Annotated in this window: 18 protein-coding genes and 1 other RNA gene; 16 read left to right on the forward strand and 3 right to left on the reverse strand. The window is 29.1% G+C overall.

Going from position 1 to position 21,387, the window contains the following annotated elements; genetic code table 11:
• The 12 genes from rpoD (at position 1) to BG_RS03625 (ending at position 13,530) form a co-directional block, all read left to right on the forward strand.
• Positions 1–1,896 (forward strand): RNA polymerase sigma factor RpoD, encoded by a 1,896-nt coding sequence (gene rpoD / locus BG_RS03575; RefSeq protein ID WP_011194008.1) that lies wholly within the window; start codon positions 1–3, stop codon positions 1,894–1,896.
• 13 nt (positions 1,897–1,909) lie between these two features.
• The gene (locus tag BG_RS03580; RefSeq protein WP_011194009.1) at positions 1,910–2,668 is read left to right on the forward strand and encodes a zinc ribbon domain-containing protein; all 759 of its coding nucleotides are present in this window, start codon (positions 1,910–1,912) and stop codon (positions 2,666–2,668) included.
• 26 nt (positions 2,669–2,694) lie between these two features.
• An RNA gene (rnpB, locus tag BG_RS04705) (RNase P RNA component class A) lies at positions 2,695–3,048 on the forward strand.
• 24 nt (positions 3,049–3,072) lie between these two features.
• Positions 3,073–4,041, forward strand: a complete 969-nt coding sequence (locus tag BG_RS03585) for a tetratricopeptide repeat protein (RefSeq protein WP_011194010.1) — start codon at positions 3,073–3,075, stop codon at positions 4,039–4,041.
• A gap of 10 nt (positions 4,042–4,051) precedes the next feature.
• Positions 4,052–5,101 carry a rod shape-determining protein gene (locus BG_RS03590; protein ID WP_002557301.1) on the forward strand — a complete coding sequence of 350 codons (1,050 nt, stop codon included), beginning with the start codon at positions 4,052–4,054 and terminating at the stop codon, positions 5,099–5,101.
• A 3-nt stretch (positions 5,102–5,104) separates the two neighbouring features.
• On the forward strand, positions 5,105–5,950 hold the full coding sequence (gene mreC / locus BG_RS03595) for a rod shape-determining protein MreC (RefSeq protein WP_011194012.1): 846 nt from the start codon (positions 5,105–5,107) through the stop codon (positions 5,948–5,950).
• Complete coding sequence (locus BG_RS03600) at positions 5,950–6,432, forward strand: hypothetical protein (protein WP_011194013.1); 483 nt, start codon at positions 5,950–5,952, stop codon at positions 6,430–6,432. The genes mreC and BG_RS03600 overlap by 1 nt, the downstream gene beginning before the upstream one ends.
• Positions 6,432–8,231 (forward strand): penicillin-binding protein 2, encoded by a 1,800-nt coding sequence (gene mrdA, locus BG_RS03605; RefSeq protein ID WP_011194014.1) that lies wholly within the window; start codon positions 6,432–6,434, stop codon positions 8,229–8,231. The genes BG_RS03600 and mrdA overlap by 1 nt, the downstream gene beginning before the upstream one ends.
• A 4-nt stretch (positions 8,232–8,235) precedes the next feature.
• A complete protein-coding gene (rodA, locus tag BG_RS03610) occupies positions 8,236–9,552 on the forward strand; it encodes a rod shape-determining protein RodA (protein ID WP_011194015.1) in 1,317 nt (438 codons plus the stop codon).
• Positions 9,553–9,718: 166 nt separating this feature from the next.
• Positions 9,719–11,467: a threonine--tRNA ligase gene (gene thrS, locus BG_RS03615; RefSeq protein WP_011194016.1), complete on the forward strand. Its 1,749-nt coding sequence runs from the start codon at positions 9,719–9,721 to the stop codon at positions 11,465–11,467.
• A 1-nt stretch (position 11,468) separates the two neighbouring features.
• Complete coding sequence (gene pgsA / locus BG_RS03620) at positions 11,469–12,098, forward strand: CDP-diacylglycerol--glycerol-3-phosphate 3-phosphatidyltransferase (protein WP_011194017.1); 630 nt, start codon at positions 11,469–11,471, stop codon at positions 12,096–12,098.
• On the forward strand, positions 12,085–13,530 hold the full coding sequence (locus tag BG_RS03625; protein WP_011194018.1) for a hypothetical protein: 1,446 nt from the start codon (positions 12,085–12,087) through the stop codon (positions 13,528–13,530). The genes pgsA and BG_RS03625 overlap by 14 nt, the downstream gene beginning before the upstream one ends.
• Here BG_RS03625 and cyaB read toward each other — a convergent pair.
• Positions 13,504–14,034, reverse strand: a complete 531-nt coding sequence (gene cyaB, locus BG_RS03630) for a class IV adenylate cyclase (RefSeq protein ID WP_011194019.1) — start codon at positions 14,032–14,034, stop codon at positions 13,504–13,506. The two genes, BG_RS03625 and cyaB, sit on opposite strands and share 27 nt — an antisense overlap.
• Positions 14,035–14,130: 96 nt before the next feature.
• Here cyaB and BG_RS03635 point away from each other — a divergent pair, with 96 nt between their 5' ends.
• Genes BG_RS03635 through BG_RS03650 form a run of 4 tightly spaced genes read left to right on the forward strand, consistent with a single transcriptional unit; the run spans position 14,131 to position 18,596 of the window.
• Positions 14,131–15,453: a TrkH family potassium uptake protein gene (locus tag BG_RS03635; protein ID WP_044007922.1), complete on the forward strand. Its 1,323-nt coding sequence runs from the start codon at positions 14,131–14,133 to the stop codon at positions 15,451–15,453.
• 5 nt (positions 15,454–15,458) lie between these two features.
• Positions 15,459–16,241, forward strand: a complete 783-nt coding sequence (locus BG_RS03640; protein ID WP_032986120.1) for a potassium channel family protein — start codon at positions 15,459–15,461, stop codon at positions 16,239–16,241.
• A gap of 9 nt (positions 16,242–16,250) precedes the next feature.
• The gene (locus tag BG_RS03645) at positions 16,251–17,222 is read left to right on the forward strand and encodes a MinD/ParA family protein (RefSeq protein WP_011194022.1); all 972 of its coding nucleotides are present in this window, start codon (positions 16,251–16,253) and stop codon (positions 17,220–17,222) included.
• Positions 17,223–17,252: 30 nt separating this feature from the next.
• A complete protein-coding gene (locus tag BG_RS03650; RefSeq protein WP_011194023.1) occupies positions 17,253–18,596 on the forward strand; it encodes an ATP-dependent 6-phosphofructokinase in 1,344 nt (447 codons plus the stop codon).
• A gap of 16 nt (positions 18,597–18,612) precedes the next feature.
• On the opposite strand, the gene BG_RS03655 is transcribed toward BG_RS03650, so the two are convergent.
• Positions 18,613–19,944 (reverse strand): CoA-disulfide reductase, encoded by a 1,332-nt coding sequence (locus BG_RS03655; RefSeq protein ID WP_011194024.1) that lies wholly within the window; start codon positions 19,942–19,944, stop codon positions 18,613–18,615.
• A gap of 14 nt (positions 19,945–19,958) precedes the next feature.
• Positions 19,959–21,350, reverse strand: a complete 1,392-nt coding sequence (locus BG_RS03660) for an L-cystine transporter (RefSeq protein ID WP_011194025.1) — start codon at positions 21,348–21,350, stop codon at positions 19,959–19,961.
• Positions 21,351–21,387: the final 37 nt, after the last annotated feature.

Here is a 21,387-nt window from a genome sequence, read left to right on the forward strand (position 1 = left end):
TTGTCCGATTTGGAAAAGAAATATTCGAAGCTTATAGAGGGTATTGTTACTCATTTGGGAGATAGAAAATCTCTTAGTTTTAGTGAATTGTCAAATTTACTTCCCGATGATATATTAGAGCCAGAGATACTTGATTTTATTTGTTCGATACTTGAGGATAGGGGAATAATATTAGTTAATAAAATTTCAGAATTGGATCTGGTCGGCACCGAAGATGGAAATGATGAAGAGGAAGAGTCAGAGATTGAATCTGATAGAAATTTTATGATTTTAGATGATGGTTTTCAAAGTGATGAGGAAGATATTGATATTGATGGAAAGCTGGATGATTGTGATGAAGAAGATATTTCTGTAAAGGATGATTTAGGTTCAGGGTATATTAAAAGTAATGCCTTAAAAGATAGTCACTCAGAAGATCCAATAAAGCTTTATTTAAAGGAAATAGGAAAAGAGTTTTTATTAACAGGAAATCAGGAAGTTGAACTTGCAAAGCAAATGGATTCTGGAGAGAGTATAATTGAGAATATTCTTAAGAATGAGGGACTTGTTATAGAAAATTATTATAATCTTATTAATACTATTTATTCAAGAATGGAAAGGGAAGAGTTTTTTAAAAGAGAAAAAGATAAGGATAAAGAGAGTAACCCTGATTATTATAATAAAAAAAAAAGAATTGCCTCTTTTTATAAAATTCCTTTAAAACCAATTCAAGATCGTTTAATAAGTTATGTAGATAATAAGCATAGGGTATATGAGCTTGGGGGGGATATTTTTGAAAAGAATTTAAAAAGTGAGAGATTGGCCCTAAAAGAGCTTTTAAGAGATGTTCCTTTATATCAAGATGAACTAAGGATTTTTTCAGATGATTATATTGACTCTGCTAACAAAATAAAGGATTTGCAAAGACAGCAAAGAATAATTTTAAGCAGGTTGAAAATTGAAAAAATAAGAGACTTAAGGGTACTTGGAAGAGATTTGACTATTGCTGAAAAAAGAATAGAGATAGAAAAATCTCTTAAACTTAAAGAAGATGCTATCAAAGAGCAGATTACAGAGGCTCAACTTGCTCAGAAAGAACTTGAGAGAATTGAAATGTATTATGAATATCCAATGGATAAAATAATAAGCATGTCAGAAGAAATTGCTAAAGGAAAACAAATGATGCAGCATGCTAAAGATCAGTTGATTAAGGCCAATTTAAGGCTTGTTGTAAGCATTGCTAAAAAATATGCAAATAGAGGTCTTCATTTTTTTGATCTTGTTCAAGAAGGCAATATTGGATTAATTAAAGCTGTTGAAAAGTTTGAATATAAGAGAGGTTTTAAATTTTCAACTTATGCTACCTGGTGGATTAGACAGGCGATAACAAGATCTATTTCTGATCAAGCTCGCACAATTAGAGTTCCTGTCCATATGATTGAACAAATAAATAGGCTTAATAGAGAAACTAGATATTTAGTTCAAGTTTTAGGGAAAGATCCTACAGATGAAGAGCTCTCAGACAGACTTGGATGGGAGCTTAAAAAGGTTAAAACTGTAAAAAGTGTTTCAAGGGAGCCTGTTTCTCTTGAAACGCCAATTGGAGAAGAAGAAGATTCTGTTCTTAGTGATTTTATTGAGGATAAGGCAATAAAAAATCCTGCGAATCATACATCCTTTGTGGTTTTGCAAGATCAAATAAGATCAATTCTTGGGACTCTTCCCGAAAGAGAGCAAGAAGTTGTAAAAATGAGATTTGGACTTGAAGATGGTTATTCTTTAACTCTTGAAGAGGTTGGACTTCATTTTAATGTTACAAGAGAAAGAATTAGGCAAATTGAATCTAAGGCATTAAGGCGACTTAAAAATCCTAAAAAAACTCAAAAATTAAAAGATTATCTTGAAGATTTAAATTGAACATGGAGGATTAATGGAGAATAATATTGATACATTAAAGAAACTTGAAATTATATATAAATCTAAGTTTGAGCTTGAGGAAAGGCGAAAAAGTATTCCTAGATATTTAGAGATGAAAAAAATTCAGATTGAAGAATTATCGAAAGTTCTTATTGATTTACAAGAAAAGTTTAAGGAATATCAAAAAGAAGACGCTGCTTTAAAGCTAGATATTCAAGATATTAATTCAAGAAAGAGCAAGGCAGAAGAAAAAATTGATAGCATTAAAACGCAAAGAGAATATGAAGCTCTTGAAAAAGAACTGCAAGTTATTATTGACGATGAAGTTACAATTAGGAAAAAGATGACACATGTTAATGGGCTTAAAACTAAAGTGGAAAAGGAAATATTAGATCTCAACGAGAAGCACAGTAAAGAAGAAGAATGTTTTAGAGCTGAAAGTAATAGTTTAGAGTTAGAGCTTTTAGAAATTAAAAATAAGCTTTTAGAAATAGAGAGTGAAGAGCTAAATTGTGCTTCTAAGATGAATGAAGATTTTTTATTTAAATTTCAAAGAATAATAAGAAATAAGTCAAATGGAGTTGTGCCTTTGATTAACAATGTTTGCAAAGGTTGTCATATGATACTTCCTGTTGAATTTGCAAATAAAGTAAGACGTGAGCCCAACGATATTAAATTTTGTCCTTATTGTAGTAGAATACTCTATTATCAGGATAAAATTCGAATAAGTGATGAAATAATTCCTGGTAGTTTGGCAGATCTTGTTGAATAAAATTTATTAATTTGATATTTTTTATTTAAGCTGACAGTCAGCCATCGCTTGGTTTTATAATAATTAAAGCTTAAGAGGAAAGTCCGAGCTCCAATAAGAACATAATGCTAGGTAATGCCTAGGGGTTTTAAACCTAAGAAAGTGTCGCAGAAAATTACCGCCATAAAAGGTAAGGGTGAAAAGGTGAGGTAAGAGCTCACCGCTTATTTAGTAATAAATACAGGCAAGATAAACCTCATTAGGAGCAAGATCAAGTATGTAGGCTTCCTTTGTTCTTGAGGACATGCTTACGGGTAGATCGCATGATTTTTTTAGCGATAAGAAAACAAGAGAGATGATGGCATAGTACAGAACTCGGCTTATGGGTGTCAGCTTAATTTCATAAGTCCAAAAGAGAGTTTTAAATGGAAATAAGATATTTAAGATATATTTTTTATTCATTTATGATTTTCATTTTTATTTTTTTAATTTATTATATTTTGTCATATTTTAAATCTTTTTCTAATTCTTATTTGAAAGCCGGGCCAACAGAGGTTGATTTGCTTTTACTGTGGGATAAAAAAGAATATAAAGAAATAATAGATTATGCTGAAAATGATATTAAAAATCATAGATTTGATTTTAATTTAAATTTGCTTTTAGGATTTTCATACTTTTATTATTCTTTAATAGTAAATGAAGGGTATTTAAAAGGAGAATTTTTAGATAAATCCATAGAAAGATTAAGATTTTTGATTTCTATAAATAATGGAGTCTCTATAGGCCCTTTGTATTATATATTAGGAAAGGCATATTCTCATAAAGGAGAGTTTTATAGTGAACTTGCTGTAAAATTTTTGAAGAAGGCTTTAAGTGTTGATAATTTTAATTTCATGAACATTAAAGAAGATATTTTTGAATATTTGGGATATTCTTATCAGCTTTTAAGAGATTACAAGTCTAGTTTAAAGTTTTTTGAAAAAGCTTATAATGAAAATAAATCTGATTTAGTGCTTTGGAGCTTGGCTTATGTTAATTATAAGCTGAATGATATAAATAAAAGTATCGAGTATATAAAAAAAATAATAGAAGAAGAGCAAGAAAAATTGTCAAAGGGTGAGAAAACTGATGAAAATTTAATTCAAAAGGTATATTTGCTTTATGGAGACATTTTATTAGATAAGGGTGACTTTGACAATGCTTTTAATTACTATAATAAAGTTCTAGAAATTAATAGTTCAAATTCTAGCGTTTATGTTAAAATAGGAGATATATATAGGAAGAAAGATAAAGATTATCCTAAAGCTAGAAAATACTGGAGAGAAGCTCTCAATCTAAATCCTTATTTAGAATCAGCAAGAGAGAGGCTTGGAATTACTTTGGAAGACTTTTAGGGAGGTTGATTTGAATTTGTTTAAGTCTTTTTTAATAGATATTGGTATTGATCTTGGTACATGTAATACGTTGGTTTATATTAAAGATTATGGTGTGGTTATGAGTGAGCCTTCTGTTGTTGCAATAGATATCACCAAAGGTAATAAAGTCGTTGCGGTTGGCCGAAATGCTAAAAAAATGCTTTGGAAAACTCCAGAAAATATTAAAGCTGTGCGCCCACTTAGAGATGGAGTTATTGCTGATATTGAGAATACGGAGAAAATGATTAAATATTTTATTAATCAAATTTTTTCGCGTAAAAAATTGTTTTTTAAGCCAAGAATGGTAATAGGTGTCCCAACTTGCATTACAGAGGTTGAGCGAAGAGCTGTAAAAGAAAGTGCAATGAATGCCGGTGCAAGAGAAGTTAAGGTAATAGAAGAGTCTCTTGCAGCTGCTATTGGATCTGATATTCCTATTTTTGAACCTACAGGGCATATGGTGTGTGACATTGGAGGTGGAACTACAGAAATATCGGTTATTTCTCTTGGTGGTATGGTTGTAAGTAGAGCGATTAGAACTGGTGGTGACGAATTTGATGAGAGCATAATAAAGTATATGAGGAATTCTCATAATATTATAATTGGTCAACAGACAGCAGAAAAATTAAAAATTAAGATAGGAAATGTATATCCCGATATTCAAAATTTGAGGGTAGAAAAAATAGATATTAAGGGTACAGATGCTGTAACCGGTCTTCCTAGAAAGCAACTTGTTGATTCTATGGAAGTAAGGGAATCTTTACAAGAGCCCATTAATGTTGTTGTGGATGAAGTTAAGCGCACTCTTGGTGCAACGCCTCCAGAGCTTGCTACAGATATTGTTGAACGTGGCATCATTTTAACAGGAGGAGGAGCTCTTCTTAAGGGTTTAAATAGGCTTCTTTCAAAAGAGACTGGAGTTCCTGTTTATGTTGCAGACAATCCGCTTCTCTCTGTAGCTGTTGGTGCGGGATTATTTTATGATTATGCTAACAGAATAGATATCAGTAAGAATATTTACAGTTTTATCAATGAATAAGTTATGAATTTTCTTGTCAAATTCAAGAATTTTATCAAAGTGCTTTTAGTATTGATAGTTTCTCTTGTTTTTATGATTTATGATTCAAGCAGTGTTCAAAGGAGAAGGCCTGATAATTTTTTGTTTTTTACTTTTAGTTCTTATATTCAAAGTAGAATGCATGGGGCTTTTAGTTTTATTTCCAATGTTTTTAAAACTGTAAATGAATACAAAAATTATAAGGACAAGATAGAATTTTATAAAAAAAGGATACAACAGCTTGAAATAGTAACTCAAAATATACAGTCACTAAGGCAAGAGAATATTCGCCTTAAGGAGCAATTAAATTTTTATTCGTCAAGTTCTAGCGATTTTATTTCAGCAGAGATTATATATCTAAATTATTCAAATATATCGACTTTAATGGCTATTAATAAAGGATTCAATGATGGAATAGAAAAGGATATGATAGCAGTTGCATATCAAGATGGATTTAGTGGACTTGTAGGTAAAGTTGTAAAAGTTTATTCTAATACTGCTAAAATTTTGCCTTTAACTAATTATGAAAATTTTGTTTCGGCAAGGATTCAAAGCAGTAGGTTTATAGGCCTTATTGAAGGAAATGGTTATGGCAAAAAACTTGAAATGAATTATGTTAATAGGCTTGCTGAAAAAGATTTGAAAATAGGTGATTCTATTGTTACTGCTGGGTTTAGTGAATATCCTGTTGGTATTTATATTGGAAAGATTACCAATTTTCATATTCTTGATTACAATTCTCTTTTAAAAATAGAAGTAGAACCGGCAATAGTTTTAGATAAACTTGAGTATGTTTTTCTTGTTAAAAACAACAAAGAGATTAGTGAATAATGGTAGCATTTTTTACATATTTTATTTCTAGTGCATTTTTAGGTAAAATTTTTCAATATTATTTTGCAACTTATTTTTATTTTTCAATAGATATTTTTTTAATTTTTTTAGTTTTTAATTCTTTGAATTTTATTTTTAATGTGGGATTATTATCTAGTATTTTATATGGTCTTCTTATGGATTATTTTACAGGATTGCCACTTGGATTTTTTGTTTTTGGGTATACACTAATATTTTATTTTAACAATAAAATAAAGTTATTAATGCCTAAAAATATGCTTAGTATGACAATATTTTTTGTCTTTGCAAAAGTTATATTATGGTTTTTGGCTATCATATTTTATGATTTCATAGATTTAAAATCTTTTAATTATTCAATTTTTAATCTTGACCTTGTTGTAAATATAATGTTTATCAACTTTTTATATCCAATTCAAAATTATTTTACTAGAAGTTTTTATTCTTTTAAAGAGGATTATTAGTGGGTGTTATAACAAATTTTAGATACAAGTTTGCCATATTATTTTTAATAATAATTATGTTGCTTTATTTAGCGATTTTATTTCAAATGCAAATTGGTAAGCATTTATTTTACGATAGAGAAGCTAATGTTTTTTTATCAAGATTGGAAAAAATCAATGCCTCAAGGGGTGAGATCTTAGATTCTAATTCTAATGTTTTGGCAAATAATTTAACTATGTTTATTTTAAAGATAAGCTTGCAACAGTATTATAATATGCCTGTTGCTACTAGAATTGAGATGATAGACTTTTTATCAAGCACTCTAGATATTGATAAATCAATCATTTTATCTAAGCTTCAAGAGCCCGGTGGATATCTAAAAGATGTTGAAATAGTTGAACTTACTCCAAAGATGTTGTTTAAAATTTCTGAAAAAAAGTTTTATTATCCTGCTCTTTTATGGACCTATTCTTTTAAGCGTAACTACTTAGTAGACGATTCATATTCGCATTCAATAGGTTATGTTGGACAAATAAATCAAAGAGAACTTAGAACTTTTTATAATATTAGTGGATATGATAATACGTCTACAATTGGAAAGTTGGGTATTGAACAAGTTTATGATAATTATATTAGAGGGCAAGAGGGATTAATTAAATACAAAGTAGATTCCAAGGAGAGAAGAATAGACGACGGTACTATTATAAGGAATATGGTGCCGGGTAATGATGTTGTACTTAATATTAATAAAGATATTCAAGATCTTGCTAAGAATGCTTTAGGCAAAAGGTATGGTGCTATTGTGGTATTAAAACCATCAACAGGCGCTGTTCTTGCTCTTCATAATTATCCTTATTATTCTATGACAGATGTTTACAATAAATATAATAAAGAAGATTATTCTTTTTTAAATAAAGCGATTCAATCTGTTTATCCACCAGCGTCTATTTTTAAATTAGTTGTTGCTGCTGCTATTCTTGAGGAGAGAGTTATAGACAAAGATCGTAAAATTTATTGTCCTGGACATTTTAAAGTTGGAAATAGAATTTTTCATTGTTGGAAGCCTGGTGGTCATGGGTATGTTAATTTAGAAGAGGCAATTGCACATTCTTCTAATGTTTATTTTTATACACTTGGACTTAAGTATCTTGGGGTTGATAGAATTAGAAAATATGCAAAAGAATTTGGGTTTGGAGAAAAAACGGGAATTGATTTGCCCAACGAAGTATCTGGTCTTCTTCCTAGTCCTGAGTGGAAAGAAAAAACTTTTAATCAGTCTTGGGTAGGAGGAGATACTGTAAATTTTTCAATAGGTCAAGGATTTTTGAATGCTACTCCTATTCAGATTGTCAATATGGTTGCTATGATTGCAAACGAAGGTGTTATATATAAGCCTAGAATTGTAAATAAAATTTTAAAAGGCGGTGGTAATGAAGTTCTTCTTGAAAATAAACCAGAAATACTAAGAAAGACAAACCTTATTAGTAAGAACACATTTAAGCTTCTAAAAAAATATATGAGAAGTGTTATAACTTATGGTACAGCAAGATATGCAGTTCTTACGAAAGCTGTTGAGGTTGGAGGAAAAACAGGTACTGGTCAAACCGGTATAGATGGTTTTGAAAATAGTTCTTTTATTGGACTTGCTCCTTATAACGGTTCAGCTGATAATCAAATTATTGTTTTTAGTTTAGTTGAGGCAAAGAGTAATGTGGATTGGTGGCCTGCAAAATCTACAGATTTAATAATGCAAGGTATTTTTGCAAATCAAAGTTATGAAGATATTCTTAAAGGTTATAGGCCATGGTATATTAGGTAGATTAATGGTTTTTAGAAAAAATTATGATTATTTAGCTTTGATAAGCTTACTTATGGTTTCTTTTGTTGGTATATTGTTAATCTATTCTAGCGATTATAATATTAGTGGATCTTTAACTAAGAATGAATATATAAAGCAAATATTTTGGGTAATTATTGGATTTTTTCTAATTTTTATAGTGGGTAAATATGATTTAAAATTTGTTTATAGCATGGTATATCCTTTATATTTTTTATTAATCTTAGCTTTAATTTGTACTGCACTTTTTGGAATGACGGTAAACGGAGCAAGGTCTTGGATTGGTATATGGAAACTTGGAGGACAACCTTCTGAATTTGGTAAAGTTATTATTATTTTAACCCTTTCAAAATTTTATACTGAAAAAAAAGGTTATAATGAATTTTTTATCTTTATTGCTGCATTTTTATTAATTTTTCCATCGGTAATTCTTATATTATTGCAACCTGATTTTGGTACAGCTATAGTGTATTTAACCATTTTTATATTTATTTCTTTTTTTGCAGGAATAGATTTACATTATGTTTTAGCATTTACTTTGATAGGGTTTTTTTCTTTTGTTTTTGCAATTCTGCCCGTTTGGTATGAATATAAGGTAAATATGGGTAATGTGTTTTATCTTATTTTCTCAAATCCTTTTTATTTTAGAGTAATAATAGGGGTATTGCTTTTAATACTTTTGATTTCTGTTTTAGGATTTTTTATTGCTAAATATGGTTTGAGTATTAAAATAATTTACTTTTATGTATTTTTTGCAAGTTCTATTTTGTTGGTTTCAATAGTGCTTTCAAAAGTCCTTTCAAAGTTAATGAAGACTTATCAGATTAGACGGTTTTTAGTATTCTTGGACCCTGCTATTGATGCCAAGGGCGCTGGTTGGAATTTGAATCAAGTTAAGATAGCAATCGGTTCTGGAGGTCTTTTTGGTAAAGGATTTTTAAAAGGGCCTTATACTCATGCTAATTATGTGCCGTCTCAGAGCACGGATTTTATTTTCTCTATTCTTGCTGAAGAGTTTGGGTTTTTAGGTGTTAGTACGATTTTAATATTATTTTTTTTTCTTTTTTTCAAATTTTTGATAATAATGAATAAAAGTCAAGATAGATATATGGCTTTAGTAATATCTGGAATTTTAGGACTTTTATTTTTTCATACCTCTTTTAATGTTGGAATGTCTTTAGGAGTTCTTCCTATTACTGGAATTCCTTTCCCTTTTCTCTCTTATGGGGGTTCTTCTACTATTACATTTTTTTTAGCGATGTCTTTTTATTTTAATATTGAATCAATAGTTGCTATGGATTGAAAATTTATTTTTAATTTTTTTGTTTTCTTATCTCTATTTTTTTAGAAAATTTTTTTGTATATTTTAATTTAGTAATTATAAATATTTGAGGTACGTGTTTTTGCGTAAAAGTGATGAATGTGAGTTTTAATCGTTTAATAAAAATCGAAAGATTAAAGGTGTTATTGTGAGTAAAGATTTATATAAAGAAGATATTCTTTACAAAAAAAGACATTCAATAGCCCATGTTATGGCAGAAGCTGTGTGCGATTTATTTCCAAATACGAAAATTGCAATAGGACCCCCTATTAAAGATGGTTTTTATTATGATTTTGAATTCAAAAATCCAATTACAGAAGATTCTCTTTTGGATATAGAAAATAGAATGAGAGAGATTTTAAAGACTGGGAGTTCTTTTGAAAAAGAGATAATAAGCTTAGAACAGGCTCTTGAAATTTTTAAAGATGAACCTTATAAGATCGATTTGATTAAAAATTTTGATTTACAAAATGAAATTTCTATTTACAAGAGTCATAATTTTATCGATCTTTGCAGGGGTCCCCATGTTGATAATATGAATAAAATTGATCCAAAGGCATTTAAGCTTACTGGTATTGCTGGGGCTTATTGGCGAGGTAATGAAAAAAATACAATGCTTACCAGAATTTATGGAACCTTATGGAATAATGAAAAAGAGCTAAGATCTTATCTTAATTTGAGAGAGGAAATAAAAAAAAGAGACCATAGAAAGCTTGGGAAAGAGCTTGATTTATTTTCTATTCATGAAGAGATTGGACCAGGGCTTATTTTCTTTCATCCAAATGGAGCTAAAATAAGAGCTTTAATAGAGGATTTTTGGAGAGAAGAGCACTCTAAAAATGGATATGATATTCTTTTTACTCCTCATGTTGGCAAATCTTGGCTTTGGCAAACTTCTGGCCATTTAAACTTTTATAAGGACAGCATGTTTGAAAAAATAGAAATGGATAAAAGTGATTATTATCTTAAACCTATGAATTGTCCTTTTCATATTGCAATTTACAATACAGGTAAGCATTCTTATAGAGATTTGCCATTTAGATGGGCTGAACTTGGTACTGTATATCGTTATGAAAAGATAGGTGCTTTGCATGGTATGATGAGAGCCAGAGGTTTTACTCAGGATGATGCTCACATTATATGTACCCATTCTCAAGTTGTAGATGAGATTAAAGAAGTTCTTAGGTTCGCTATTTATATGTGGAGCAAATTTGGCTTTAACAGCTTAAAGGCATATCTTTCTACAAAGCCTGACAAGTCTGTTGGGAATAATTCTGACTGGGAAATGTCTTTAAAGGTCCTTAAAGAGGCTTTAAGTGATTTTGAAGTTCCTTATGAAATTGATAAAGGGGGAGGTGCTTTTTATGGACCTAAAATTGATCTCAAGATAGTTGATTCGCTTGAGAGAGAGTGGCAGATGAGTACGATTCAATTTGATTTTAATCTTCCCGAGAGATTTAATATGACTTATACTTCTGAGGATGGTAAAGAAAAAAGACCATTTATGATTCATCGAGCCCTGTTGGGATCTATTGAAAGATTTTTTGGAATTCTTGTAGAACACTATGGTGGAGCATTTCCTTTATGGTTGTCTCATGTTCAAGCAGTAATCATTCCTGTTAACAATATTGTAGAAGATTATACTATTAAGGTTTTTAATAAATTTAAAAATGCGGGCATTAGAATAAAACTTGATAATAGTTCCTCAAGAATGAATGCTAAAATTAGAGAATATCAGGCTAAAAAAATACCTTATATGTTTATAATTGGTGAGAGAGAAGCAATAGAAGAAAGAATATCTATTAGAACAAGAACAAATGAGCAAATAAATGGAATTGAACTTGATGAAGCTCTTAAACTTATTTTATTAAAAGTAAGAGATAAGGAGATTTCATAAATTGAATAATTTAATCAAGATTATTACTCCTAATAAAATCACATTAGCTAGGATTATACTTTCCTTTATCATATTAATTTTATTTTTTTTGGAAAATATATTTTTTCCATATTTGTTTTTTGGGATTATTTGGTTTTTAATCATTTTTAATGAATTTACTGACTTTATTGATGGGTATCTTGCAAGAAAATATGGTCTTGTTAGCAATGTGGGTAAAATTTTAGATCCTTATGCAGATGTTTTGCAACATTTAACATATTTTGTTTTTTTCTTCTACAAAGACATAACCCCTTATTATTTTTTTGTAATATTTATTTATCGTGAAATTTCTATTGGTTTTGTTAGAAATTTAATTATTCAGTTTAATATAGTTCAACAAGCTAATTTCTTGGGAAAATTAAAGTCAATTCTTTATGCTGTTTGTACTTTTGCAAGCCTTTTGTTTTATACTTTAAATCAACTAAACTTTACAGAACCGATTCAAAATTTTATTAGTTACATTTTAAATTTTGAATTTAAATTTTTATTTATTGTTCAAGTAGCGTATGTTTGTGCTGCTTTTTTTGCAATTTTATCATTTTTAGATTATGTGTTAATATTCTTGAATGTAAAAAAATATGAAAATAAATAAGATATTAATTTTGCTATTTTTATTTACAAAGCTTTCTTCTATTCAAGTTCAAGTAAATCAAATATTAACAGAAATTAGTCCGATAAGTATTTTAAGTGGAAATGGGAAAGGGAGTGTTTATTTAAAAGTCAGCAAATCTTCTAATTATATTTTAACTTTAGATAAGAGTTCAAATTCCGATTTTGTTTTTAAAATTTATGATATTTCTAATAAAAAGTATATAACTGATAAAATAAAAAGAAGAGATTTTAAAATAAGGTTAGATGAAAATTTTCTTTATGCAATAATATATGTTGGTACTAAAAATGAAAACATAAAGTTTTCGCTCACAGATTTAGATTTTTCAATTTTGAATAGCGATTCCCTTAAAGCTAAAACATCTAAGATTGAAAAAGAAGATTTATTTTTTACTTTAAAAGATTTGCCCGTTTTAAATTTAACTGCCAAGCTTAAAAAGTATATATTAAGGATTTATAAAAACAATATTTATATTGCTTATCAGTTAGAAAATAGCGACGACATTAAAGTTGCTGAGTTTATTAAGGATGTTGGTTGGTTTAACCTTGATTCATCTGTTAATGGGAATATCATTAATATAGTTAATTTTGATTTTTCAATTAATTCAAAAGGAAATTTATATATTGCTTTTGTTACAAAATCAGGTTCTGATTTTGCTAGTGAGCTTGTAGTTAAAAAATTTAATAGTAGGAAATGGATTGATATTAGTCCTGGTTACATAGAAAATTTTGGATCTTTATTGAATATTAGCATTGATTTAAAAGATAGGCTTTATTTGACATATTTAAGAGAAATTGGAGGTGAATATAAAATAAATTTAATCTCAAATATGGGCTACGGAAATATTTGGACCGATGTAATACATTCTTATTTAAGCAAAGGTGATTCTAATGTTGATTCATCAAACATTGGACTAATATCTGAACCTTTTTTGGGTATTTTTTATAATTATAAGTCAAATAATGAGATTAAATCTGAATTTATTGTAAACAATGAGAATGCTTGGGCAAATGCAAATATTTCTTCTGTTTATATGGCTAATTTTATTAAAGGTTTTTTTGATTCTAATTTTAATCAAATAATTATGAGTTTTCTTTCTGAGAATAGGCCTATTGTAAGCATTTGTCCTTTAAAAAGCAAAAGGTGGGTTAATATAAGCCCTAATGTTGAAATGAAAGGTTCAAGCATTGATGTTGGGTTTTATAAAAATAATTTGTTTTTAGCTTTTGAAGACAATAATAATGTGAGATTAATTTATTTTAAGAATAAAAATTGGTATTTTTTAAATAAGTTGGAGTATCTTAAGAATAATGTTGCTAGTCCCCAGATTGGAATTTATGGCAATAAAGGCCTTGTAATCTCTACTTTAAGCGCTAATTCCAATGAATTATTTTTTACTTTGATTTGTCAATGAAAGTAATTCAAAGTAAGATCTAGTTTCAAGGTTTTCTTGTAATCCAAATTGATTAATTATGTTGTGAATTTCTTTTTTTGCTAAATCTATATCATTTTGATTATTAATTATTTTTTCTATTTCTAAAAAAAATCCAAGATTTTTTATTTCGTTTATCTCTACATTTAAATTATTAGTTTGATAAATTAGACTTTTTTTTATCTTTTTGTATAGCTTTTTAAATTCAAGTTCTTTAATAAGGATTAAAAAATTATTAATATTATCTATTTTAAATTCTACCTCTTTATTAATTTCTATAGCATTGTTGTTGTCTAATATTTTTTTAAATGTGACAATTTTTTCTAGAGTATTTAATTTTCTTATTCTTATAATTTTTTTTAGGTTTGAGTAATAGATGTCAGTTTTTATTTCTTCTTTAATAAACTTGAATTTTTTATTTGCTAACTTAATAATTCTTTTTAACTCTTTTTGGGGAATAAATGCTTTTGATTCTATTTCTAACATATATTAAAAATAATGTAATTATGATAATATTTCAATGTTAAAATATTATGCTATATAAAATGGATTTTTAATAATTTAAACAACTTTTTGTATGATATGTTGAAATTTGAATTTAGCGACAGGTTTTTACTTTTTAGTTATTTTGTTTTAATTATGCTTATAGGCTCTCTTTTATTAATGCTGCCTATTTCTTGGGGAGGTGATGGCAAATTAGCATACATTGATGCGCTTTTTACTGCTGTTTCTGCTGTAAGCATTACAGGTCTTATAACAGTTAAAATAGAAAGTTTTTCTACTTTTGGATTTATTTTGATAATGTTACTAGTCCAGCTTGGGGGATTGGGATTTATAAGTATTACTACTTTTTATTTGCTTATACCTAAAAAGAAAATGAATTTAACAGATGCAAGAATAATAAAGCAGTATTCTCTTTCAAATATAGAATATAATCCTATTAGAATTTTAAAAGGCATACTGTTTATAACCTTTTCAATTGAAATGATAGGTTTAATATTGATACTTATTTGTTTTAAGCTTAGGGGAGTTAATATTTCATTTTTAGAAGCTTTGTTTACGACAATTTCTGCTTTTTGCAATGCAGGTTTTTCCATGCATTCTGAGAGTATTTATGCATGGCGAGATGTTCCTGAAGCTATAGTTGTGGTTTCTGTTTTAATAATTTGTGGTGGGCTTGGGTTTATGGTCTATAGGGATGTAAATAATACTATTAAAAACAAAAAAAAACTATCACTTCATGCTAAAATAGTTTTTTCTTTAAGTTTCTTTTTAATTATGATTGGTGCAATTTTATTCTTTTTTACAGAGATGCATAAATTAAAAGATGGTTATTCAATAGGTACTCTAATATTTAATTCAATTTTTTATTCGATTAGTACCAGAACAGCTGGGTTTAATTATCTTGATAATTCTTTAATAAGTGGAAGAACTCAAATAGTTTCTCTACCATTTATGTTTATTGGTGGGGCACCTGGATCAACTGCAGGAGGAATTAAGATTACAACATTTTTTTTAATTGTATTAGCTGTTGTTAAAAATCAAAACGGCAATGGATATATTATTGGGTCTTACAAGGTTTCAATAGATAGTATAAGATTCGCACTTTTATTCTTTGCAAGAGCTATTTTTATTGTAAGTTTTTCCTTTTTTATGCTTCTTTTTTTTGAAGGAGGATCTGGCAATTGGAAAGTTATTGATTTAGGTTATGAGGTGTTTTCTGCTTTTGGAACAGTTGGTCTTTCGGTTGGAGTAACTCAGGATTTGTCATTTTGGGGTAAAGTTATTATAATCTTTACTATGTTTTCAGGACGAATAGGACTTTTTTCAATGGCTGTTTTTGTTTCAAGAAAGTCGCGTTTTGAAGAATTTACAAGGCCAAGGCAAGATATTTTGGTTGGTTGAAGCATATGAAAACATTTGTTATTATTGGACTGAGTAATTTAGGAATTCACTTGCTTGAAGATTTAAGCAGACTTGATTGTCAAATTATTATTATAGATACATCTAAAGAGCTTATTGAAGAATATGATGTGATATCTACAGAAAGCTTTGTTGTCGAACAATTCACTAAAAATGCTTTAAAAAGAATAATTCCTGTAGATACAGACGCTGTTGTGATTGACTTTGATGATGATCTTGGTAAAAGTGCTCTTGTAACTCACTATTGTAATCTTTTGGGTTTGAAGGAAATATGTGTTAAGACAGAAAATAGGGATGATGCTGAAATATTAAAAACTCTTGGCGCAACAAAAATTATATTTCCAAGTAAAGATGCTGCAAGAAGATTAACTCCATTATTAGTATCTCCTAATCTTTCAACTTATAATATTATTGGGTATGATATTATTGTTGCTGAAACTGTTATTCCTAGGGAATATGTTGGAAAAACTCTTTTTGAAGCTGATCTTAGAAGAGAATGTGGAATTACAGTTATTGCTGTTAGAAATTTAAGTAATTCTAGATATGAATTTGTTGATGGCGATTATTTTTTTTTAAAAGATGATAAAATTGTAATTTGTGGGAAACCAGATAGTATTGAAAATTTTACAAACAATAAAGATTTAATTAAAGATTTAATTTCGGTTTCTAAAGAGGATGAAAATTTAAATAAAGATGCTGAAAAGAAATCGAGATTTTTAGGGATTTTTAATTTTATGAAAATTTTTCAAAAAGATCGTAAGGATAATTAGGATTCAAGAATGACTAAAATTATTCCTGTAGCAAGTGGCAAAGGTGGTGTGGGAAAAACATCTTTTGTTGCAAATGTTGGCTATAAGCTTTCTAGTTTAGGTAAAACTGTAATACTTGTTGACCTTGATCTTGGAGGTTCTAATCTACATACGTGTTTAGGTGTCAAAAATAAGGGCGTGGGTATTGGTTCTTTTATTAATAAAAAGGATAAAAGTTTTTCGGATTTGGTATGCAAAACATCTTATGACAAACTTTACCTTATTCCAGGTGATGCTCTTTATACAGGAACGGCTAATCTTCCTTTTTCTGCTAAGAAAAAGATTATAGAATCCATTCAAAAAGATCTTATTGCTGATTTTATTTTTTTGGATTTAGGATCTGGAACTTCTTATAATACAATAGATTTTTATTTAGCATCTTATAGTGGTGTAATTATTACAGTACCAGAAACCCCTTCTATACTTAATGCTTATTCTTTTTTAAAGAATGCTCTTTATCGTCTTTTATATTTAAGCTTTCCACAGAAAAGTCCTGAGCGCGATTATATTGGTAATTTTTTTAAAGATAAGATTGAAGGGACAAGGCTTGGATTTAAAGATTTGGTTGTTGGGATTGAACTTATTTCTTTGAGTTCTTCTTTGAAAGTTAAGAAGATGATGAATAATTTTTATCCTAGAGTAGTGCTGAATAGAATAGAAACTAGTGAAGAGATCGCTATGTGTGAAAATTTGATTAATGTTGTTAAGAATAATATTAATATACCAATAGAGTTTATAGGCTTTGTACCTTTTGCAAAAAGTTTTAGAGAGGCTATTAATAATAGAGTGCCATTTATTGATTTTGAGAAGAATTCAAAGCTGAATAAATATTTTGAATTCATAGCTAGGAATTTAATTAAATCTCCTGTTGAAGGGTCTCCTTATATTTACGACGACATATACGATATGATTAAAGATCAAAGTCAATTTATTAGAAAATAATTGGGTTATAATTCTATAAAGGAGTATTTAGTGTATAGAATTAAAAATGAAAATTTAGATTTTAAAATAGATAGTTTAGGGGAATGCAAGCAAAACAATCCTTTGATTGATTTTTATGCTGGTGAGGGCTCTTCACATTTTGTTAATGAAAAAAATAAAATTAAATTTAGTGTATATAGAAATGAGGACGAGGGAGATAAGTATGAAGATATTCTTTTAGAAAAAGCTGGACCTAGAGAAAAAATTTATTTTGTGCCCAGGCACGTTAAAGCTGCTATTACTACTTGCGGTGGACTTTGTCCTGGCTTTAACGATGTTATTCGTTCTATTGTGCGAACTTTATGGAAAATTTATGGGGTTCGTAATATTTATGGGGTAAAATTTGGATATCAAGGTCTTCTTCCTGAGTCAAATTCACCTTTTATTAATCTTAATCCAGATGTTGGTGATGATATTAATAAATTTGGAGGCACTATTCTTGGCTCTTCAAGGGGTGGTATTAAACCCGTTGAAATAGTTGACACTTTGGAGAGAATGAACATTAATATGATTTTTAATATTGGTGGAGATGGTACTCAAAAGGGGTCTCTTCTTATTGCTGAGGAGATAGAAAAAAGAAATTTAAAAATAGCGGTTGTAGGCATTCCTAAAACTGTAGACAATGATTTTATGTTTGTTCAAAAATCTTTTGGATTTGAGACCGCTGTAGAACAAGCGGTTGCAGCTGTTGCTGGTGCTCATTTTGAAGCTAATAGTGCTTATAATGGTATTGGACTTGTTAAAGTTATGGGGCGGGATTCTGGGTTTATTGCTGCTCATACTGCGCTTTCTTCTAATGATGTTAATTTTTGTTTAATTCCAGAGCTTGATTTTGATATAGAAGGTCCTAATGGATTTCTTGTTCATCTTGAAAGACGACTTTTAGAGAAAGAGAGCTTAGAGGAAATTCCTCATGCAGTAATATTGATAGCAGAAGGAGCAGGGCAAAAGTATTTTAATCAGTTTCCTCGCAAAAAAGACGATTCTGGGAATTTGCTTTATGAGGATATTGGGCTTTATATTAAAGATAAAATTACAGAATATTTTAAAGCAAAAAATATACAATTTACTCTTAAATACATTGATCCCAGCTATATTATTAGAAGTTCGCCTGCTAATGCTAGTGATTCACTTTATTGTGCTAGGCTTGGTTCAAATGCTGTGCATGCTGCAATGTCTGGCAAGACAAAAATGTTGATTAGTTTGTGGAGTACAAAGTTTGTGCACATACCGATTAAGATGGCAGTAATTGACAGAAATAAGGTTAATCCCAATGGTTCTTTTTGGAGAGATGTTCTTTCAAGCACAGGACAACCGATTAGCATGAAGAATTAAATTAATTAAATTCTTTCTACTTAGCAGCATTTCCAGCAATATTTAATATATCCCAGGTTCTTGAGAATGGTGGAGAATATGAGAAGTCCATCATTCCTAGTTCTTTTGTTGTAAGTTTTGAATAGATTGCAATTGATAAAGCATGGATTCTTATTACGGCTCCATTTTTTCCTATTGCTTGTGCTCCAAGGATTATTTTAGTATTCTCCTCATAAATTAGTTTAACATAAAGATCTTCTTGGCCAGGATAATAATTTGTATGATTTTTATCTTTTATAAAAATCGTTTTATATTTTATTTGAAGCTTTTTTGCATCTTTTTCTGTAAGCCCTGTTCTTGCAGCTTCTAAAGATAGTATCTTAATTGAAGCTGAGCCCAATGTACCTTTAAATGAAACATGATTCCCAGCTAAATTTTCACCGACTATTCTTCCAAGTTTGTTAGCTGTTGTTGCCAGAGGTATATATTCATTTTTTTTGCTTACTATATTATAAATAGTTGCACAATCTCCTGCAGAAAAAATATTTTTTATGCTAGTTTCGCCATACTCATTTACAATTATTGCTCCATTTGTACTAGTTTTAAGCTGATTTTCTAAAAACTCAGTAGCAGGCTTTATTCCAGTAGCAAGTATAACAACGTCAGCTTGATAAGTATTTTTGTTTGTTACTACTCCTTCTACTTTTTTTCCTCCTATTAAACTTTTTACAAATTCACTTGTATGAAGATCAACTCCTTTTTGTATTAGTTCTTCTTCCATTATTTTAACTATTTCTTCGTCAAAGGAATCTATTAGTATGTGTTTGTCTAGTTGAATTAATCTTACATTTTTTCTTTTATTTTTTACTGCTTCTATCATTTCAATTCCAATGTATCCAGCACCAATTATCACTATATTTTTGATCTCTTCTTTATCCATTAAATTTTTTATTTTTTGACCGTCTTCTAAATTTCTCAGCGTATAAAAATTTTTAAGATTGATATTATTGATTGCCGGAATAATAGGTTTTGCACCAGTTGCTATCATGAGTTTGTCGTAAGTATTGTTAAAAATGCTTCCTGTTATTTGATTTTTTATTACAATTGTATTGTTTTTTACATTTACTTTGATAACTTCGTGGTTAGTTTTAACAGAGATCCCAGTTTTTTCGAATTCTTCCGGTGTTCTTGAGATCATTTTATTTGGATTATCAAAAAATCCCCCTATAAAGTAAGGTAGGCCACAAGTTCCAAAGGACACAATATTTGTTTTTTCATAGATAGTGATGTCTAGCTTTTTGTTTAAGCGTTTTGCTTTAGCTGCGGCACTAGTTCCTGCTGATGTGCCCCCAATAATTATTATTTTCATGATTGTTTTTCCATTTATTTAGTTATAAACTCTTTTTTGCTGTATATATTGTGGTTAAATTGTTTAAGGTGTTTAGCAGATATGACGCCGGCAACCATTGAGCCGCTTACATTAACAGCTGTTCTTCCCATGTCAATTAAAGGTTCAACAGATATTACAAGTCCAACCAATCCTACTGGAAAGTTCATTGCTGAGAGTACCATTAATGAAGCTGTTGTTGCGCCTCCGCCAGCACCAGCAGCTCCAAATGAAGTTATTATTATTAATCCAAGAAGCGTGAGTATAAATAAAGTATCTGTAGGGTTTATTCCTTGAGTTGGCGCTATCATTACTGCAAGCATAGCGGGGTGCAGTGCTGCACAACCGTTTTGTCCAATTGATGTTCCAAAAGAGCTTGATAAATTTGCTATTCCTTCGCTTACACCTAGGTTTTTAGTTTGAATTTCTACATTAATAGGTATGGTTGCAGCACTAGACCTAGATATAAATGCAAATGTTAGTGCTGGAGATATTTTTTTTATAAAAGTAATTGGGTTTAATTTGTTTATTGCAATTAATGTCATATGCAGAAGAAATGTAAGACCTATAGCAATGTAAGAAGCAATTACAAATTCTCCAAGCTTTATTATGCTTTTGATTTCGCTGGTTGCTGTAATTTTTGTCATTAAGGCTAATATAGCATAAGGCGTTAGTTTTAAAATTAAAGTTACTATTCCCAATATTGTGTCTTGAAGCGTTAATATTATTTTTTTAAAAAATTCTATTGATTCTGGCTTTTTTCTAGATGTTTTAAGGGCAGCTATTCCTATGATAGCTGAGAATATTACAACTCCGATTGTTGAATTTTTTCTAAGTCCTGCCAAATCTTCAAATATATTTTTTGGAATAAGTTCTGTAATTTTTTTTGTGATTGGTGTTTGATTTAATATTTCAAGGCCTTTTTGCAATTTTTCACCTTGTAAAATTTCGCTGGCTTCTGCTTGCAGTCCTTCAGCTGTTAATCCTAATATTAAAGCAGTGAAAATGCCAATTATAGCAGCAATGCCTGCTGTAAATACTAGTGTTAATATTACAAATAGGCTCATTTTCCCAACATCTTTACTGTTTGTTAATTTTATTATTGCAGATATTATTGATGTTATTATTAAGGGAATTATAATCATTTTAAGAAGCCTTACATATCCATCACCTAAAATATTTATCCAATTGATAGTTTCGTTTGTTATAGATGAATTTGTGCCATAAAAATATTGGATAGTCATTCCAAATACTATTCCTAGTCCTAACGATATAAATACTCTTTTTGTAAAAGAAATATTTTTTCTTTTACAAAAAGAAATTATACTTATTAGAATAAGCATAATTATAATATTAATTAATGTATATAATATACTTACCTTATCCATTCTTACCTCTTTTATATAAGCTTAGCGCATTCTTTTT

Source organism: Borreliella bavariensis PBi (assembly GCF_000196215.1).
In the GTDB taxonomy this organism is placed as follows: domain Bacteria; phylum Spirochaetota; class Spirochaetia; order Borreliales; family Borreliaceae; genus Borreliella; species Borreliella garinii.

Excerpts from the sequence above, each read along its gene's own strand:
- BG_RS03580 (WP_011194009.1), top strand. The coding sequence starts at position 1,910 with ATGGAGAATAATATTGATACATTAAAGAAACTTGAAATTATATATAAA.
- BG_RS03585 (WP_011194010.1), top strand. The coding sequence starts at position 3,073 with ATGGAAATAAGATATTTAAGATATATTTTTTATTCATTTATGATTTTC.
- mreC (WP_011194012.1), top strand. The coding sequence starts at position 5,105 with ATGAATTTTCTTGTCAAATTCAAGAATTTTATCAAAGTGCTTTTAGTA.
- BG_RS03600 (WP_011194013.1), top strand. The coding sequence starts at position 5,950 with ATGGTAGCATTTTTTACATATTTTATTTCTAGTGCATTTTTAGGTAAA.
- rodA (WP_011194015.1), top strand. The coding sequence starts at position 8,236 with ATGGTTTTTAGAAAAAATTATGATTATTTAGCTTTGATAAGCTTACTT.
- BG_RS03625 (WP_011194018.1), top strand. The coding sequence starts at position 12,085 with ATGAAAATAAATAAGATATTAATTTTGCTATTTTTATTTACAAAGCTT.
- cyaB (WP_011194019.1), bottom strand. The coding sequence starts at position 14,034 with ATGTTAGAAATAGAATCAAAAGCATTTATTCCCCAAAAAGAGTTAAAA.
- BG_RS03635 (WP_044007922.1), top strand. The coding sequence starts at position 14,131 with ATGTTGAAATTTGAATTTAGCGACAGGTTTTTACTTTTTAGTTATTTT.
- BG_RS03640 (WP_032986120.1), top strand. The coding sequence starts at position 15,459 with ATGAAAACATTTGTTATTATTGGACTGAGTAATTTAGGAATTCACTTG.
- BG_RS03645 (WP_011194022.1), top strand. The coding sequence starts at position 16,251 with ATGACTAAAATTATTCCTGTAGCAAGTGGCAAAGGTGGTGTGGGAAAA.
- BG_RS03655 (WP_011194024.1), bottom strand. The coding sequence starts at position 19,944 with ATGAAAATAATAATTATTGGGGGCACATCAGCAGGAACTAGTGCCGCA.
- BG_RS03660 (WP_011194025.1), bottom strand. The coding sequence starts at position 21,350 with ATGGATAAGGTAAGTATATTATATACATTAATTAATATTATAATTATG.